This is a genomic window from Flavobacterium aquidurense (assembly GCF_031458035.1).
Lineage (GTDB): Bacteria > Bacteroidota > Bacteroidia > Flavobacteriales > Flavobacteriaceae > Flavobacterium > Flavobacterium aquidurense_C.
In genome coordinates, this window is sequence record NZ_JAVDXR010000008.1 from 174,682 (window position 1) to 191,728 (window position 17,047).

Genomic DNA, 17,047 nt, shown 5'->3' on the forward strand with positions numbered 1-17,047 from the left:
TTTAATGAGTATTTCCAATTTATCCTTACGTTCTGTTTTTCATTTTCTGTACCCATAAATAAACGAACCAGATTACCGTTATGCCAAATAAGATTAATAACGGCGTGTAATAATCCTTAAAGAAATCATGAAAATAACTTCCGATTAAAAGATACGCCGTAGCGATGCATAGTTTTATGATGATAAATTCTGCATTTGACCAACTTGTTTTTGATTTGAAAAAGTTCATAATTTTGATTTTTAATTGCGGAAAAATGTTATACTAATTTAGTATTAATTTGATAATTATGATGTTGTGAATAATTTTATAATCCAAAAGCTATGTTAAAGGACTTAGTTTTCAAATCTAAAATTCGTAATATTATGTATTAATGCTAAAGTAAATTGCCATGGAAAATAATAATCTCGGCTCTAAAAAAATAAATGGAGCGCAAAAAAATATAGACGAATCGAAAGGTAAAAATATTTCTCACGATACTGAATTGCACGACTCAGAACTTAAAAAGGAAATCGTTGCAGATGCATCAGGAAATAAAGAAATTGTAGACAGAGCCAGAAATGTAAATGAAAACATCAAAGAAGTTTCGAGCGAAATAGATCCTGATAATCCAAATGCAAACCGGGGTGTTTCAACCGAAGAAGAAGCAAATAGAACGGTAGAAAATAAAGATCGAAATTCGGATGTTACTCCAAATCGTTACCCGAATTCACATCCCGACAATCACGAAGATCGGGGAAATATGAAGTTGGATGAGGAGTAAATTTGACGAATTATAAATTTAAAAACAGCTTTCTGAATTCAGAAGGCTTTTTTGTTTATAATTCTTATTATCTGATGTTTATGTTTTTTATGAAATTTCCTTAAAACTTGAGTGTAAACAGCCTATGGCGGAGATTTTAAATTCTAATTCTTGAATTATATTTGAATAATTTGATGTTTACTTACATAAAATTTAAAAATAACTTACAATTAGTTGATATTTTTACAATATTCTGTTAACTTTAAAGGCAATAACTTTAGTCCCTAAAACTCAATTTCTTAACCTATGAAAAACAGCTACTCCGTGCGCCATTTTTTGGCTTTTTTAAGTTTTTTTTATTGCTGTTCGGTATCCCTCTTTGGACAAACCAATCCAACAGCGCAACCTTTGCCGTATGAGCAGGTTTTTGATGAAGTATCAACTTTAGCTCATAGTTCAGTAACGTATCCGGTGGGATTTCAAGGCTGGGCAGCAAGTTTAACTTCTCCGGGAACTGATTATAATATTAATTTGCTTTCAGACAAAGCTTTAACGCCCAATAGTACTGCATCAACTAGTAGTGGTAATATTCACAATTATAAAGGTAAAATAGGTTTTCTTGATACAAATAATGTGGATCTGGCCATCGGTTTTGCTTTTTCAACAACAACATTGTCTCAACAACAAAATATACAGGTCACTTATGATGCTATGTTAGTTCGTAACCCTTATGATGGCAATGGTAATACCCGCGTTAGTGAAATGGCGTTGCAATATCGTATAGGAACGAGTGGTAATTTTATTACATTACCTTTTTCGGCATACCAAAGTAACACCCAACTCCAAACGGACTCAGGCAACACCACGCCGGTAAATTCGAAAAAAATAAAAGTAAAATTGCCCCCGGTGTGTGATAATCAACCCGTTGTTCAAATAAGATGGATTGCCAGACAGGTGTCAGGAGCTGGTGCGCGTCCTTCATTTGCAATTGATAATATTGATATTCGAAGTGATATTTTTGCTCCTGTCTATGAAACAGGTTTTCCAAAAGTTGATAATATTTCAACAAATAGTTTTGATTTTTCAAGTAAATTGGATGAAGTAGCAAAAACGTATTATGTTTTATTACCAGCAGGAAGTGCAACACCAAGCATCGCTCATATACAAGCAGGTGTTGATGCAAATGATGTGACTGCTTTACAGGCTGGGTTCATAAGTATTACGAATCCATCTCAGGTATATGTAAATAGTTTTACGGGCTTAAATACAAATACTGCATATTCGGTTTTTTCTGTTTCAGAAGATGCTCACGGAAATCTGCAAACTGTTGTAAATAAGGTTGATGCAATAACATTAAATGGTGCGCTTCCAACTTTATCAACTGCAATTGCTTCGCTTGATTTAGGCGTTTCGGAAGCTACTTATCCATCAGAAATTAAGAACTATCAAATTCAAGGTACTAATCTTACCAATGATGTTGTGCTAACTTCGACTTCATCAAATTTTACAATATCAAAAGATAACAATGTTTTCGGATCTTCTATTACGTTTACAACAGCTGAACTTGCTGCGGCACAAACGGTTTATGTTAGGTTTACTCCAAATGCAGTTGGGAATTTCTCTGGAGGAATAACACATGAATCTGTAGGTGCCACCACTAAAACACTTGCTTTATCGGGAATCGGAATCGATCCTTACAAACAAGGATTTAACGATGTAAACGTATTAACAAATAGTGGCTGGACCCAATATGATGTTGCAGGAAGTTTAAATAAATGGGCGCAAACAATTGTAACAAGAAATGTGAATACCGGAACAGGAGCTGTTTTAGCAAATGGATATTCTGATGCAGGCGCCAGCAAGGATTGGTTAATTTCGCCAAGATTACGTTTGAATAACTTTAATAATATTCCATTATTATCTTTTTACTCAAGAAAGTTTTATGACGGACCTGGCTTGAAATTAATGGTTTCTGTTGATTATGATGGAAAAGGTAATCCTGAAAACTTTAATTGGACAGAACTGAACGGCAAGTTTCCAACAAATACAGGAACTTACTTTAAGTCAGAATTTATAGATTTAAGTGCTTATAAAACAGATCATACTTATGTCGCCTGGGTTTATGAAACAACAGCTGGTGGAAGTAATAATGCTGCAGAATGGTCTTTAGATGATGTTTTAATTTCTAATGAAACATCTTATGTAGATTCAAAACCTAATTTGGATTTTGGCGATTTAAATGTCGGCAATGTATCAGCAAGTCAGCCTTTTATTTTTAAAGCGGTTGGTTATAATGACATTACACTTGCTGTTTCTACAAATTTTGAATTGTCTCTGGATAATATTACTTTTCAATCAAGTGTAATTGTCAGTGAAGCGGAGGCTGCGGCTGGAAAAACAATTTATGCAAGATTTGTGCCTTCTGTAAAACTGCCAACAATTTCGGGTACAATAACAAGTACAGGAACGTCATTAAATAAACAAATTGGCTCAGTGACAGGTTCTTCTATTCTAAAAGCAGATACTTTCGATATTGTAACTTACAATTTGGAGTTTTTTGGTTCTAATGTAATCGGAAGTGATGGTCAAGAATTTGGCCCGACTGATGACGTTTTGCAAGTTGAGAATGTGGCAAAAATAATGAATAAGTTAAATGCCGATGTTTATGTGGTTCAGGAAGTTTCAGATGAACCGTCTTTAAATTCTTTGATTTCTCAAATAAGTATTAACGGAAAAAAATTCGATAAAACAATTTCGACATCATGGTCATATTCTTTTAAAGACCCTGATCCAAAATTTCCTCCTCAAAAATTAGTGGTTCTTTATAATACGCAAACGACAACAGTAAAGAAAACTCGTGTCATGTTTAAGGATTTATATGATCAGATACGTGCTAATACTGTGACATTAGCCAATTATCCTAGTGCGGATGGGGATGACAGTTTTTTTGCTTCAGGACGTTTGCCTTATATGGTTACCATAGAAACTAATATTGGCGGAATCAAAAAAGAAATTAATCTGATTGATCTTCATGCGCGTGCTAATAGCGGAGCTGATATTTCGAAATACAATATGCGTAAATATGATGCAGAACTGCTAAAAGACAGTCTTGATGTTCATTATCCGAATTCTAATTTTATGATTTTGGGAGATTTTAATGATGATGTTAAATCGTCTGTTATTGCAGGAAATCCTTCTTCTTATCAAAAAATAGTAGAAGACACAAATAATTATAGTGCACTTACTTTAGGAATTAGTCAGGCTGGTGCTTATAGCTTTTTAAGCTCTGGCGGATTTTTAGATCATATTGTTATTTCTAATGAATTGTCGGATCAATATATTCCAAATTCAGTTGCTGTTTACGATCCGCGTAACGATATTGCAAATTACACCACTACAACTTCAGATCACGGACCTGTAATTGCTCGTTTTGAGTTGAAGCAAGACAATTTATCGACGATAGATTTCGAAAACAAAAACAGTTATTCGGTTAAAGTATATCCAAATCCGGCAACAGATTTGGTAACTATTGCTGTAAAGACAGAAGAAAATAAGAAATTGAAATTAAAACTTTATGACATTCATGGCCGCTTATTAAGAAACGCTGTCGAAATTAACAGCGGAGAAGATAAAAGTACTGTAGAAATTCCGATAGGCAGTTTACAATCTGGCATTTATATCTATACCTTAACCGAAAATAATAAGGTGATTTATAGCAATAAAATCATAAAAAAATAAGTGTAATAATGTAAAAAGGCATCCACAACGGATGCCTTTTTTATTTCTGGTAAGACTTTTAAAATTCAGTAATTAATTTTTCGAAAGAATTCAAATCTAAGTCTGGCATTATTTCATAAAAATATTTCAGCTGCCATTGCTGTGTCTTTTGAGCCTGTTTGTTGGTTGTTTCATCCCAGGGCGGATAAACTCTTATAGCTCTTTTTCCTTCTTTGAATTCAGTTGAAAAAACTGCTTTTTCTAATAAAGCCGCTTGAGGAAATATAAATTGCCCTAAAAGATTATCTTTCCTAACACTGACAAAAACAAAATCGATTGCATCCGAAACATCAAAAGGCTGAATGGTTCCTTGTCTTGTTCTTTTCCATAAAGTAACAAATTGCCCAATTTTTGTTGGTGTAATTTTGGCCTCTCTGTAACAAATATGCTTTTCGTTAAGATAAAAACGGTAAGCACTGTAATCAGTACTTTCACTTTCTTGTTGAGGTTGGCTGTACTCGAAATCAAAACAATCGTAAACTTTTTTAAAGGCTAAAATTAAATCTGAAGCGATCGATTGTTGATTTGACCAAGAGTTTTTAATTGTCATTTTATGATGATTTGTTTCAAAGAATTATGGTTGGCTTAGAACTATTGCAAAGGGTTGATTTTTACTAAAATGAAACATTCAACCCAAAATTCAACCCCCATTGAAATTGATTGAAAGATTGTGTGTTAAGCGGATTTATGTAATAATTCATTGCAGGTTCAACAAATACATTTGTTTTTTTGTAAACACGATATTGTATGGTACTGCTTAATGTTGAACCATACACAAAATCATTTGCGCTAACATTTTCACCAATAGAATTACCATCTAAAGCAACATTGTTAGAAATTAATTTGCCTACAAAACCGCCGGTATTCACACTGATTGTGGCTTTATTTTTAGAAAAGACAGCATACGAAACCTCTAAAGGCATTTCAAAATATCTTAGACTTTGCTCTAGATTCCCACTTTCAATGTTATCACTTTTTAGTGTGCTTTTTGTCGCGTTTGACACCAAAACCACATCGGAACCGACTGACATTTGAGGTGAAGAAGAACTTTGAACGTAATCACCAGGAGCAAAAAAGAAATCGTTTTTTGTTCTTATGTATGAAACGTTAGCCACGCTTTGACCTAATTCGTTGATTTTAAAACCTGAGCCAACTGCCCATTTTTTATTGATTTTATATTTAGTTTTAACACCGTACGTACTACTTTGTTTAGAATCGTTGACGTTGCCTAAAGTTTTTTCATTTTTATAATTTTCAGAATTGGCGACTCCGGCAAAAACTTCAAGAGCCCATTTTTCTGCTTTGGATTTTTTTGTGTCCTTTTCATTTTCTTTTTTAACCTCAGGGGCTATAATTCCTTTTTCTAAATTTTGAAGTTCAGCCAATTGTACAGAATCTTGTTTACTCAAAACATCATTGAATTTAGAATTGGTTTTTGGAGAATTATTAGCGGCAATCGCTTTTTCTGTTTTAACAGTTGTAGCCGCAACTTCTTTTTTATTTTGAGAAATTGTAGTTTGCGTATTGCTCAAATTTGAATTTGAATTGTTTGAAGCAATAGCAGCAGAATTTGAATTCAATTGATTTTCAAAAATGGCATTGGGCGTTTGATTATTTGAATGTGAATTGAATTGGTTTTGTTTTCCGGCGTTAAAAGTTTTTTCGGCTACCGCCTGATTTGCATTTCTTTTTTCGGAATTTGATTTTAAAGCTGGAGTATTAGATTTATTGTTAGAATCGGAATGAGCAACCGCCGTTTCTTTTATTTGGTTTTGGTCTGTATTATTTTTTGTGCTTTCTACTGAAGAATTTTCGATAACATTTGATTTGTTTAGGTTAGTCTCTTCTGTAGAGATTGTTTTGGAATTATTTACATCATTTTTATTCGCATTTTTATTCTCTTCGATAACGACACTATTATTTCCTCCGGCGCCATTATTTATGCTTCCGGCTCCTTTATTTGAGCTAAAATATAAAACAGAAGGCAATAGCAAGCCCAATAATAGGCATGCCGCTGCTGACCACCAAAGAATAGCTCTTTTTTTCTTTTTTGGTTTGTCTAATTTTTCCTCAATGTTTGCCCACAATTCTGGGGGCGGAATACTTGAAAAGTTTTCCATTGATGAAAAAATATCTTCTATGTTTTGTTTTTTCATGCTATTTTAAAATTTTTTATGCTCAAAATCCTTTTTTGCAAAATTCGTTTCGCCCGATTTAAATTTGATTTTGATGTTCCTTCTGAAATTTTTAATAATTCGGCTATGTCTTTGTGTTTCATTTTTTCAAAAACATACAAGTTAAAAACCGTCCGGTACTGATCAGGTAAATCCCGGATGTATTCCAGTAATTTTTCTTGTTCTATCGGAATAATATCTAATTCTTGTTCTTCGGTAAAATCAGTATCAGGATCAAAAACATCTAAAAAGAAACTTTCTTTTTTCTTTTTATTTAAAGTTTCGATTAGTTTATTAATGAAAATACGTTTTAGCCAGCCTTCAAAACTTCCTTCGAATTTGTATTGGCTTATTTTTTGAAAAACAATTACAAATGCCTCTTGGAAAACGTCCTTCGCATCGTCTTCATTTTTCATATACTTCAAGCAAATACCATATAAGACAGGAGAGAACAACTGATAAATTTTCAGTTGTCCGCCTCTGTCATTTTCCATGCATTGCCTGATATATATATCTAAATCGTCTTTCAAAAATGGTTTTTATTTGGTTTTGCAAAAATAGTTTTTATAAACTTAAAAAACTACCTTTTATAAATGCTTCGCGTTGCATCCTGACTATTACTGACGATTGTTAAGTTTTGATTATCAAGATTTTCTATGATGTAGGTTTTCCCTTCAAAAGTTATCAGGTCATGTTGTGAATGGTCAAAAATACCTGTGCCTTTTTCGATCTGATAAGGACTGTTTCTAATTTCTACATCGTTTTTATAAGTGATAACTCTCCCTTCCGGAGTAAATACTATTTTTTTGTTGAAACCTGTAGTTTTTGGTGTTGCCGTATAAGGATTAGTTGTTCCTCCAACTGATTTTTCCCAAATCCAGGTATTGATAATAGAACCTGAACTTACAACTTTAGTTTCCAGAGAATATCCTGTCGTGAAAAGGCTAAATACAATAAATAATATAGAAAGTTTTTTCATAATCAGATTATTTTAAACTCGTGATTTTATCCTGGATTGCTTTTTTGAAAAGTTTTATTTCTGCACTTTGATCAGCAGTGTCATTAATGTCGATATAAACTTTGGTTGCAACTGCACCCTGTTTCAACTCAAAATAAATACCTCCCTGATCTGCTGAATCTGGCGCACCGTAGATTTTTGTTAGTCCTTTTAAGTTCAAAATTTCTGCTGGGACATTTTTCAAAAACAAAGTATATTCACCTCTTTTTCCAGTTGAAGTATATTTATATTGCTTAAAATCGTAATTACCGCTTACCACATTTTGAAAATTCAAAATATTAAATTCGTTTATCTGAAAAAACTTTTGGCAAGCAGCTCCTGTGCATTTACTAAAATATGTTCCAATTACCATATTGTCCGGACTCTCTGTATTTCTGTTAAAAATAATTGATTTGGAAGTTTTAGGAATCAGGATGTAATCTGCCGGATACGTAGGTGTTTGTGTCACGACCTCTCCAACTTGAGGAGCTTTTTCGTAAAAATTGATTACAATTTCGCAATTGTTTTCAATAATAGAAGTAATTTTTATCTCATAGCCGCTAGTAGGTTTTTGTCCGGCAAAAATGCTTACCAAATAGTTTTTGGTAAAATCGATAGTAGGATCGCTTGGAACTGTACAAGTATTTTCGTGTTTTGTAAAGTAGCTTTCCATCTTTTCTTGTGTGCTAAAAACATAAGCCGTGGCATTTTCTTCTAATTTTTTGACACTATAATTACATAAAAGAGGAAATCCTGTAAAAGCCACATCGGTATTTGTTCCACAATCTACATTCATTTCATCGTTACTAAGAGAACAGGCACTAAATCCGAAAGCTATAAACAAGCCTAGCATTAATTTTTTCATGGTATTATTTTAATAGGTTATATTTAGTAGATGAACTTTTTGTAAATGGTTGCGTTTATTTTTTTTTTAGGCTGTTTTTTTTTGAATGTTTATTTAATTTAGAATTGACAATAATTCGTGAAATTTTAATTTTAAAAATTAAGCTCTACGTATTATTGCGTACTTTTACGTAAAAAAAAACTAAGTTATGTTTGAATTTCTTCCGGTTTTAATGGCTTTTGTTGTAGCGCTATTTCTAGGGATTTACTTAGGAAAGATGCTGTTTTCGGCTAAATTTCAATCTGAAAAAGTGAGTTTGGAAGAACGATTAAATGCGAATGCGAATCAATTTCAATTACAAAAGGAGCAGTTTGAAAACGAAAGGAGAAATTTTGAAAAAGTGCTGCAATCCAATAATTCAGAAAAAGAAAGTATTCGAACCGAAAAAGACAGTCTTGCCATTCAGCTTTCTAAAAAAGAAGTTGATTTCGAGAATTTATGGGAACGTCATAAAGAGCAAAAAGCGGAGATTAGTGAACTTCAGGAAAAATTCACGAAAGAGTTTGAAAATTTGGCAAATAAAATCCTCGAAGAGAAATCGGTTAAATTCACGGAACAAAATAACGAGAACATGAAAAATATCTTGTTGCCTTTGCAGGATAAAATTCAGGGATTTGAGCAAAAAGTTGAACAAACACACAAAGAAAGTATCGATTATCATGCCGCATTACGTCAGCAGATTTTAGGTTTGAGCGAAATGAATGCACAAATGAGCAAAGAAACCCTGAACTTAACCAAAGCTTTAAAAGGTGAAAGCAAAATGCAGGGAAATTGGGGAGAACTGGTTTTAGAGCGTGTTTTAGAGAAATCCGGACTAGAAAAAGGCAGGGAATACGAAGTGCAGCAAAGTTTTACAAACTCGGAAGGAAGCAGGGTTTTTCCTGATGTTGTCATTAATTTGCCCGACGGAAAAAAAATGATTGTAGATTCTAAAGTTTCATTGGTTGCTTATGAAAAATGGATCAACGAAGAATCAGAACTTCTGAAAATTGATTTTCTAAAAGAACATGTTTCGTCTATAAAAAGGCATGTAGAACAACTCGGAAGTAAAAATTATCACGATTTGTATCAAATAGAAAGCCCGGATTTTGTTTTGCTGTTTATTCCCATTGAACCAGCTTTTGCCATTGCATTAAACGAAGATTCTACCTTATATAATAGAGCTTTTGATCGCAATATCGTAATTGTTACACCAACCACTTTATTGGCGACTTTGCGTACTATTGATAGTATGTGGAGCAATCAGAAACAACAGGAAAATGCTTTCGAAATTGCGAGACAGGCCGGAGCTTTATACGATAAATTTGAAGGTTTTGTTTCTGATTTAGTTAGAATAGGAAACAAAATTAAAGACACTAAAAATGAATATGACAGCGCCATGAATAAATTGGTAGACGGAAAAGGAAACTTAATTTCGAGCGTAGAAAAATTGAAAAAAATGGGAGCAAAGGCTAAAAAGTCGCTTCCGGAAAATATTATTGCCAGAGCTTCAAATACCGAAGAAAATCAATCATTAAAATAATACCATCATATATATGACTGCAGATTTCAAACCCGTTTCATCATCAAAAATTAGTATTTCAGAATTGATGCTGCCTTCGCATACCAATTTTAGTGGAAAAATCCACGGAGGTTATATTCTTCAATTACTGGATCAGATTGCTTTTGCCTCGGCATCAAAATTTTCCGGTAATTATTGCGTGACAGCTTCAGTTGATACGGTAAATTTCCTGAAACCTATTGAGGTGGGCGAATTGGTTACCATGAAAGCTTCAGTTAATTATGTGGGAAGAAGTTCGATGGTAGTAGGAATTCGTGTTGAAGCAGAAAATATTCAGACAGGAGCAATCAAACATTGTAACTCTTCTTATTTTACAATGGTTGCCAAAGATAAAGAAGGCAAAAGCGTTCAGGTTCCCGGATTAATTTTATCAAATCTTGAGGAGGTTCGTCGTTTTAGAAAAGCGATTAAACATAATGAGGCTAAAAAAGAATTTCAGGAACATGAGAAAACCACAAAAGTAAATTCGATTGAAGATTTGGCGAGTTTAGATCAATATAATGTGCTTTTGGAAATTAGTTAGAAAATTAATTTAACACATAGAAACATAGATTTTATTTTTAAGAAAAAAGTTAACAAAAAGAAATACATTTCTTGCACATAGTGAGCTATATGTATTTTTAAAAAGTGAAACGCCTATTTTTAAGTTCGCATAATCTATGTGTCTATGTGTTAAAGTTGTAGCAACTTTACTTTAATTAAAAATGGATTAAAATGGTAAAATTCGGGTATACAATTTTATATGTTGAAGATGTAGAAAAATCAATTGTGTTTTATGAAAATGTTTTTGGTTTTTCTAGAAAATTTATAGCCCCAGGCAATGATTATGGGGAATTAATAACCGGAGAAACGACACTTTCATTTGCTTCAAAAAACCTCGCAGCTCAAAACGTAAAAGATGGGTTTATTGAAAGTCATTTAGATAATAAACCTTTTGCAATCGAAATTGGTTTTATAACAGATGATGTTCCGGAACTGGTTCAAAAAGCGACTTCATTTGGTGCCGTTTTGATAAAAGAACCAACCGCAAAACCATGGGGACAAGTAGTAGCGTATGTGAGAGATTTAGATGGGTTTTTAGTTGAGATTTGTACTGAAGTACAATAATTAAAAAAAAAGCATTGAAAAAAATACATTCCATATTTTTACCCTTAAACTTTTCACAAATATTTAGCATAAAATCAGCAACTTACCTCTAAAAAATTGCGTAACTTTAAGTGTATAGATAAGTTACTATATTTTCACGGAGTATTGCCATTCGATTTTTAAAAATCTGATTTCTTTTTTTAGTTAATTATACTAAAAAACCGAATGACATAATTGTTTAATTGTTGACGATTATGAAAAGAACTACATTATTAATCTTGCTTTTTTCAGCATTTTCTTTATTTGCTCAGGAGAAATTTATAACCAATACGGCCACTGTAAATTTTGAAGCTTCTGTGCCTTTGTTTGAGGAAGTAAAAGCTGTAAATAGATCTGTCGCTATTGTTTTAGAACCTAAAACCAGCGCTTTCATCTGTACCGTTGTTGTCAAAGATTTTCGCTTTAAACTAGATTTAATGCAAGAGCATTTTAATGACAATTATATGGAGAGTAATCGATATCCAAAAGCAGTTTTTAAAGGTAAAATTGCCAAATTTGATTTGAAAGATATCACTGAAATCGAAAAAGAATATACAATAAAAGGAAAATTGACCGTTCGCGGAAAATCAAAAGAAGTTGAAGTGAAGGCATTCCTGAAAAAAGTAAACGACGGGATCCTGATCCATTCTGATTTCCCAATTTCGATAACCGACTTTAATATTGAATTGCCGAAAGAAATAGAAGCAAAAATTTCGAAAACAGCAAATACAGATTTGACAGGAGTTATCCGTAGCGAAGACCTAATTTTTTTAACTTTAAAATAAAGGAATAGGTCTTATGACAAACTATGCGAAAGTGTGGTTTCTATATCGGTATATTGAAATTCAAAACCTGTCTTTTGTATTTTTTCAGATGAAACACGTTGTCCTTCTAAAACTGCAACACTCATTTCCCCTAAAAATAGTTTGATTAAAAATGCTGGTATTTTTGGTACCCACATCGTATATCCGTACAAATGTGCCAGCATTCTCGAAAGAGTGGCGTTTGTGGTATTGTCCGTAATTGTGGCATTGTATGCGCCTTGCATTTCAGTGTCAACTATTGCTTTTAGATAAATGTGGCATAAATCTTCGACATGAATCCAGGGTAAATATTGTTTTCCTGAGCCTAATATAGTTCCGAAACCGGCTTTAAAACTGGGCATAATTTTTTTTAGAAACCCTTCATTTTTACCTAAAACAATTCCGGTCCTGATTTTTACCGTTCTAATTCCCAATAAACTTATCTGATCAGCAGCATGTTCCCATTTTTGACATGTTGTTCCTAAAAAGTCATCTGCCGGAGGCGTATTTTCAAGGCAAATTTCCTGTCTGGTTATCGCGCCGTAAATTCCAACCGCAGAAGCTGAAATAAATGCCTCCAAGGATTTATTGTTGTCTTTTAGAATAGTATGAATAAGTTCAATGGGTTTGATGCGACTTTCTAAGATTACTTTTTTACGCTTTTTAGTCCACCGTTTTTCTACAATTCCTTCGCCGGCCAAATGAATAATATAATCGGCTTTCAGAATAGCTTCGTTGTCGATAAAATTATCTTTAAGGTTCCATCTATAATAAGTAATGGATGGCGTATTTTTTCTGGTCGAACGACTTAAAACAGACACCGAAAATCCGCTGTCGATAAGAACATCAGTTAGATGTTTACCAACAAATCCAGTGCCTCCGGTTAATAAAACATTTGCAGACATGATATTATAATATATTTAACAGTGCATCCTGTTTAAGCTTATGTAAAGATACTTAAACATTGCTTACCTTTAAGGCGAATTCTAAATTTAAATCAAATGGCTACTAAAAAGAAGATAATCAGCAAGGAAGATATCGTTTCAATGTACATGAATGAAGTTTTAGAAAAAGGACAAAAACCAAAATCAGTCTATCATTTTGCAAAAGAAAATGATTTCGCAGAAACGGAATTTTATACTTTTTTTGGAACGCTGGAAGGTTTAGAAAAAGAGATATTCAGGCTCTTTTTAGTCAATACAATTGATTTATTGCACAAAAATTCAGAATATCAGGAATACGATATGAAGAATAAAATGTTGAGTTTTTATTTTACTTTCTTCGAAGTTCTAACTGCTAATAGAAGTTATGTTTTGCAATCACTGAAACTCGACAGAAATCCATTAAAAAATCTCGTACAGCTCACTTCGCTTCGTGAGGCATTCAAAGAATATGTTTCTGAAATCCTGACAGACGATTACAGACTGGAACAGGAAAAACTTCAAAAATTTCAGGAAAAAGCCATTCAGGAAAGCGCATGGCTGCAACTCATGATGACGATTAAATTCTGGGTCGATGATGAATCTGCGGCTTTTGAAAAAACAGATATTTTTATCGAAAAATCTGTTAATGCTTCGTTCGAATTGATGAATGTCGCGCCAATGAACCATTTGATTGATTTTGGAAAATTTCTGTTCAAGGAAAAAATATACAGCAAGCAATGAAAACAATCGATTATATACCAACTTCAAAAATAGAAAGGGCCAGTAAATTGGTCCAAACCGGAGCAAAAGTAGGAGTGAACTACATTAAGCATTATGCTGAAAAAATGGTAAATTCTGATTTAACCCGTGATAAACTAAACGAAAATAACGCCGAAGACATTTATGACGGATTAAAAAGTCTAAAAGGAAGTGCACTAAAGGTCGCCCAGATGTTAAGTATGGACAAAAACTTTTTGCCTCAGGCTTATGTGGAGAAATTTTCGTTGTCGCAATTTTCCGTTCCGCCACTTTCGGCACCTTTGGTTTTGAAGACTTTTAAAACCAATTTTGGCAAAACGCCTTATGAGATTTTTGATGAATTTAATGCTAATTCGGTAAACGCTGCTAGCATTGGTCAGGTTCATCTGGCTGTTAAGGATGGCAAAAAACTGGCAGTTAAAATTCAATATCCGGGTGTTGCCAACAGCATTTCGTCTGATTTGGCGCTGGTAAAACCTATTGCTATCCGAATGTTTAATTTGCAGGGAAAAGATTCTGATAAATATTTTAAAGAAGTCGAAGACAAACTGATTGAAGAAACCAATTATTTGCTTGAACTGAAACAAAGTCAGGAAGTTGTTAAGGCCTGCAGTAAAATCGAAAACATAATTTTCCCAAATTATTATCCTGAATTTTCATCAGAGAAGATCATTACAATGGATTGGATGACAGGAATTCATCTTTCGGAATTTACCGCAAAAAATATAGATCGTGAAGTTGGGGATAAACTTGGGCAGGCATTGTGGGATTTTTATATGTACCAAATTCATGTTTTACGAAAAGTACACGCTGATCCGCATCCGGGAAATTTTTTGGTAGATGAAAATAACCAATTAATTGCACTTGATTTTGGGTGTATGAAACTAATTCCGAACGATTTTTATATTCCATATTTTGAATTGATCAATAAAAAAATCATAACGGATCCAAATCGTTTCAATGAGAAATTATTTGAATTAGAAATTCTTCGTCCAGATGATTCGCCTGCAGAAATTGAATATTTTACAGAGATGTTTCATGATTTATTATCGCTTTTCACGAAACCTTTTCAAAACGAAACTTTCGATTTTGCTGATGAAACATTTTTTCAAAGTATTGCCAAATTAGGCGAGCGTTTCTCAAACGATACCAATCTCAAAAAAATGAACGGAAACCGTGGTTCAAAACATTTTATTTACATGAACAGGACTTTCTTTGGTTTATACAATTTGATGTTTGATTTGAAGGCTAAGATTGTAGTGGAGAATTATTTGAAATATTAGGAGGGGAAATTCCAATATAAAAATTCCAAATTCCAATTGTAGCGAATAAAAAAATTGGAATTTGGGATTTAAAAAATTGGAATTTATTTAAGTATCCCCGCCTTATAAGTCGCAATCGCCCGATCTCTCGCAAAAGCGTGATCAATCATAGGTTCATCATAACCCAAATCAAATTCCGGAATCCATTTACGGAGGTAGATTCCTTTTTCGTCAAATTTCTTTTGTTGAATTTCCGGATTAAAAACCCTGAAATAAGGCGCGGCATCGCAACCCGTTCCTGCTGCCCATTGCCAGTTTCCTACGTTTGACGCCAACTCAAAATCTAATAATTTTTCGGCAAAATAAGCTTCTCCCCATTGCCAGTTAATCAGCAAATGCTTGCATAAAAAACTGGCTACAACCATACGAACGCGATTGTGCATATAACCGGTTTCATTAAGCTGACGCATTCCGGCATCGACCATTGGATAACCAGTTGTCCCGGTGCACCAGCGTTTGAAATCATCTTCGTTATTGCGCCACTGAATACTATCGTAAGCCGGCTTGAAATTGTGGCTCACGCAATTCGGAAAGCTAAAAAGGATCTGAATAAAAAACTCTCTCCAAATCAATTCACTTAAAAAAGTCTGGTTTTTTCGGTTGGCCCAATTCACCAGTTTCCGAATGCTAACGGTTCCAAAACGCAAATGCGGCGAAAGATAAGAAGTGCTGTCTAAAGCCGGAAAATCTCTGGTTTCCTTATAATTTGCTATTTGAGTTAAGTTATGCGGAAGCACTTTTATAGCACTTCTTTCAAAACCAATATCTAATAACTCAGGAAATTGAAATTGTTTTTTAGCAAAATTGGATAGTAGGGGTTTGGTATCAAATTCCGGAGCTTGCCCTGAAAAATGATATTTCTCGAGCCATTTATTTTTGTAAGGCGTATAAATGGTGTAGGGAAGTCCGTCTGATTTTGTGATTTCTTTTTCTTCAAAAATAACATGATCTTTCAAGGAAAAAGATTCGATATTTTTTTGTTTTAACAAGGTAGAAATGGCCAAATCACGTTGAATTGCATACGGCTCATAATCTTTATTAAAAAACACTTTGTGAATATCAAATTCTCCTAAAAGCGTTTTCCAAACATCAGTAGTTTTTCCCTTTTTGATTAAAATTGAAGATTCAATGGTTTGAAGTTGCTCGTTTATTTTTTGAAGTGAATCATAAATAAAACTCACTCGCGCGTCATTTTTTGGCAGGTTTTCCAGAATATCATCATCAAAAATAAATAGCGGAATTACCGGAAATTCTGATTGTAAAGCATGAAATAATCCGGTGTTATCTTCTAAACGCAAATCGCGTCGAAACCAGAAAAAAGTAACTTTTTGTTTTGTCATTTTTAATCTTTTCTGAAGAAATATATAGTTTCTGTCTTAGACAGATAGAAACGTAGATTTTATTTTATAAAAAGGAATTTTAAGAGAAAATGGTTTCTCAGCTGATTAAAGCTTGCTAAATATTAAATGCTTTTTATCGATTTGATTTTCAACTAATACTTTTGAATTAAACAATTCTTCGATTTTATTATATCGGTACTTAAAAATGGTTTTCAGTTTGTTTTCTACAATCAGACGATTCATCATGCGTCCTAAATATCCGAAAGGCAAAGCATAATGTACAATGTCAGTCATTTTTGTACCAGTTTCAGTGGGTTCAAAAAAGTGTTTATGATGCCATAATGCATACGGACCAAAACGCTGTTCGTCTATAAAATATTGGTTTTCTTTTGAAACTGTAATAATCGTAACCCAATTAATTTTAATTCCAAATAGAGGTCTTAAAGTATACGTAATAATTTGGCCTGCATACATGCGCTTGTTGTCGAAATCCTGAATTTTAAAACTCATATTATCGAGTGTTATCGTTTGAAGATTCTTCGGACTTGAAAAAAAATCCCAGCATTCTTTGACACTGGCATTGACATGTTGAACGGTTTCTATTTTGTATACTTTCATAAAT

Annotated in this window: 17 protein-coding genes; 8 read left to right on the forward strand and 9 right to left on the reverse strand. The window is 33.3% G+C overall.

The genetic code is table 11. The features are described 5' to 3' along the window. Window positions 1-25 precede the first annotated feature (25 nt). Window positions 26-229, reverse strand: a complete 204-nt coding sequence (locus tag J2X17_RS14205; protein ID WP_310299279.1) for a hypothetical protein — start codon at window positions 227-229, stop codon at window positions 26-28. A 160-nt stretch (window positions 230-389) separates the two neighbouring features. On the opposite strand from J2X17_RS14205, the gene J2X17_RS14210 reads away from it, so the two are divergent. Beyond that, window positions 390-761, forward strand: a complete 372-nt coding sequence (locus J2X17_RS14210) for a hypothetical protein (protein WP_310299282.1) — start codon at window positions 390-392, stop codon at window positions 759-761. A 285-nt stretch (window positions 762-1,046) separates the two neighbouring features. Beyond that, a complete protein-coding gene (locus tag J2X17_RS14215) occupies window positions 1,047-4,478 on the forward strand; it encodes a T9SS-dependent choice-of-anchor J family protein (RefSeq protein WP_310299285.1) in 3,432 nt (1,143 codons plus the stop codon). A 58-nt stretch (window positions 4,479-4,536) separates the two neighbouring features. Here J2X17_RS14215 and J2X17_RS14220 read toward each other — a convergent pair whose 3' ends face one another. The 5 genes from J2X17_RS14220 to J2X17_RS14240 all read right to left on the reverse strand — a co-directional run bounded on the left by J2X17_RS14220 (window position 4,537) and on the right by J2X17_RS14240 (window position 8,553). Next, a complete protein-coding gene (locus tag J2X17_RS14220; protein WP_310299287.1) occupies window positions 4,537-5,067 on the reverse strand; it encodes a MepB family protein in 531 nt (176 codons plus the stop codon). Between the two features lie 64 nt (window positions 5,068-5,131). After that, on the reverse strand, window positions 5,132-6,673 hold the full coding sequence (locus J2X17_RS14225) for a hypothetical protein (RefSeq protein ID WP_310299290.1): 1,542 nt from the start codon (window positions 6,671-6,673) through the stop codon (window positions 5,132-5,134). Then, window positions 6,670-7,221 carry an RNA polymerase sigma factor gene (locus J2X17_RS14230; RefSeq protein ID WP_310299293.1) on the reverse strand — a complete coding sequence of 184 codons (552 nt, stop codon included), beginning with the start codon at window positions 7,219-7,221 and terminating at the stop codon, window positions 6,670-6,672. Before J2X17_RS14230 ends, J2X17_RS14225 begins: the two co-directional genes overlap by 4 nt. A 50-nt stretch (window positions 7,222-7,271) precedes the next feature. Then, window positions 7,272-7,670: a hypothetical protein gene (locus J2X17_RS14235; protein WP_310299296.1), complete on the reverse strand. Its 399-nt coding sequence runs from the start codon at window positions 7,668-7,670 to the stop codon at window positions 7,272-7,274. Between the two features lie 7 nt (window positions 7,671-7,677). After that, window positions 7,678-8,553, reverse strand: a complete 876-nt coding sequence (locus tag J2X17_RS14240; protein WP_310299299.1) for a protease complex subunit PrcB family protein — start codon at window positions 8,551-8,553, stop codon at window positions 7,678-7,680. 187 nt (window positions 8,554-8,740) lie between these two features. Here J2X17_RS14240 and J2X17_RS14245 point away from each other — a divergent pair, with 187 nt between their 5' ends. The 4 genes from J2X17_RS14245 (at window position 8,741) to J2X17_RS14260 (ending at window position 12,063) form a co-directional block, all read left to right on the forward strand. Then, on the forward strand, window positions 8,741-10,114 hold the full coding sequence (locus J2X17_RS14245; protein ID WP_310299303.1) for a DNA recombination protein RmuC: 1,374 nt from the start codon (window positions 8,741-8,743) through the stop codon (window positions 10,112-10,114). A 13-nt stretch (window positions 10,115-10,127) separates the two neighbouring features. Further along, window positions 10,128-10,676 carry an acyl-CoA thioesterase gene (locus J2X17_RS14250; protein ID WP_310299305.1) on the forward strand — a complete coding sequence of 183 codons (549 nt, stop codon included), beginning with the start codon at window positions 10,128-10,130 and terminating at the stop codon, window positions 10,674-10,676. Between the two features lie 191 nt (window positions 10,677-10,867). Further along, a complete protein-coding gene (locus J2X17_RS14255) occupies window positions 10,868-11,260 on the forward strand; it encodes a VOC family protein (RefSeq protein ID WP_310299309.1) in 393 nt (130 codons plus the stop codon). A gap of 233 nt (window positions 11,261-11,493) precedes the next feature. After that, complete coding sequence (locus J2X17_RS14260) at window positions 11,494-12,063, forward strand: YceI family protein (RefSeq protein WP_310299312.1); 570 nt, start codon at window positions 11,494-11,496, stop codon at window positions 12,061-12,063. 11 nt (window positions 12,064-12,074) lie between these two features. Here the strand turns inward: J2X17_RS14260 and J2X17_RS14265 are convergent, their stop codons facing one another. Beyond that, window positions 12,075-12,986: a TIGR01777 family oxidoreductase gene (locus J2X17_RS14265; RefSeq protein WP_310299315.1), complete on the reverse strand. Its 912-nt coding sequence runs from the start codon at window positions 12,984-12,986 to the stop codon at window positions 12,075-12,077. Window positions 12,987-13,082: 96 nt separating this feature from the next. On the opposite strand from J2X17_RS14265, the gene J2X17_RS14270 reads away from it, so the two are divergent. After that, complete coding sequence (locus tag J2X17_RS14270; RefSeq protein ID WP_310299317.1) at window positions 13,083-13,745, forward strand: TetR family transcriptional regulator C-terminal domain-containing protein; 663 nt, start codon at window positions 13,083-13,085, stop codon at window positions 13,743-13,745. Then, window positions 13,742-15,046 (forward strand): ABC1 kinase family protein, encoded by a 1,305-nt coding sequence (locus J2X17_RS14275; protein ID WP_310299319.1) that lies wholly within the window; start codon window positions 13,742-13,744, stop codon window positions 15,044-15,046. Before J2X17_RS14270 ends, J2X17_RS14275 begins: the two co-directional genes overlap by 4 nt. Before the next feature lie 83 nt (window positions 15,047-15,129). Here the strand turns inward: J2X17_RS14275 and J2X17_RS14280 are convergent, their stop codons facing one another. Beyond that, window positions 15,130-16,425 carry a cryptochrome/photolyase family protein gene (locus tag J2X17_RS14280; RefSeq protein WP_310299322.1) on the reverse strand — a complete coding sequence of 432 codons (1,296 nt, stop codon included), beginning with the start codon at window positions 16,423-16,425 and terminating at the stop codon, window positions 15,130-15,132. Window positions 16,426-16,530: 105 nt separating this feature from the next. Then, window positions 16,531-17,043 carry an SRPBCC family protein gene (locus tag J2X17_RS14285; RefSeq protein WP_310299325.1) on the reverse strand — a complete coding sequence of 171 codons (513 nt, stop codon included), beginning with the start codon at window positions 17,041-17,043 and terminating at the stop codon, window positions 16,531-16,533. Between the last annotated feature and the right edge of the window lie 4 nt (window positions 17,044-17,047).

Coding starts and splice junctions, on each gene's coding strand:
- J2X17_RS14205 (WP_310299279.1), bottom strand. CDS start 229: ATGAACTTTTTCAAATCAAAAACAAGTTGGTCAAATGCAGAATTTATC.
- J2X17_RS14210 (WP_310299282.1), top strand. CDS start 390: ATGGAAAATAATAATCTCGGCTCTAAAAAAATAAATGGAGCGCAAAAA.
- J2X17_RS14215 (WP_310299285.1), top strand. CDS start 1,047: ATGAAAAACAGCTACTCCGTGCGCCATTTTTTGGCTTTTTTAAGTTTT.
- J2X17_RS14220 (WP_310299287.1), bottom strand. CDS start 5,067: ATGACAATTAAAAACTCTTGGTCAAATCAACAATCGATCGCTTCAGAT.
- J2X17_RS14225 (WP_310299290.1), bottom strand. CDS start 6,673: ATGAAAAAACAAAACATAGAAGATATTTTTTCATCAATGGAAAACTTT.
- J2X17_RS14235 (WP_310299296.1), bottom strand. CDS start 7,670: ATGAAAAAACTTTCTATATTATTTATTGTATTTAGCCTTTTCACGACA.
- J2X17_RS14240 (WP_310299299.1), bottom strand. CDS start 8,553: ATGAAAAAATTAATGCTAGGCTTGTTTATAGCTTTCGGATTTAGTGCC.
- J2X17_RS14245 (WP_310299303.1), top strand. CDS start 8,741: ATGTTTGAATTTCTTCCGGTTTTAATGGCTTTTGTTGTAGCGCTATTT.
- J2X17_RS14250 (WP_310299305.1), top strand. CDS start 10,128: ATGACTGCAGATTTCAAACCCGTTTCATCATCAAAAATTAGTATTTCA.
- J2X17_RS14255 (WP_310299309.1), top strand. CDS start 10,868: ATGGTAAAATTCGGGTATACAATTTTATATGTTGAAGATGTAGAAAAA.
- J2X17_RS14260 (WP_310299312.1), top strand. CDS start 11,494: ATGAAAAGAACTACATTATTAATCTTGCTTTTTTCAGCATTTTCTTTA.
- J2X17_RS14265 (WP_310299315.1), bottom strand. CDS start 12,986: ATGTCTGCAAATGTTTTATTAACCGGAGGCACTGGATTTGTTGGTAAA.
- J2X17_RS14270 (WP_310299317.1), top strand. CDS start 13,083: ATGGCTACTAAAAAGAAGATAATCAGCAAGGAAGATATCGTTTCAATG.
- J2X17_RS14275 (WP_310299319.1), top strand. CDS start 13,742: ATGAAAACAATCGATTATATACCAACTTCAAAAATAGAAAGGGCCAGT.
- J2X17_RS14280 (WP_310299322.1), bottom strand. CDS start 16,425: ATGACAAAACAAAAAGTTACTTTTTTCTGGTTTCGACGCGATTTGCGT.
- J2X17_RS14285 (WP_310299325.1), bottom strand. CDS start 17,043: ATGAAAGTATACAAAATAGAAACCGTTCAACATGTCAATGCCAGTGTC.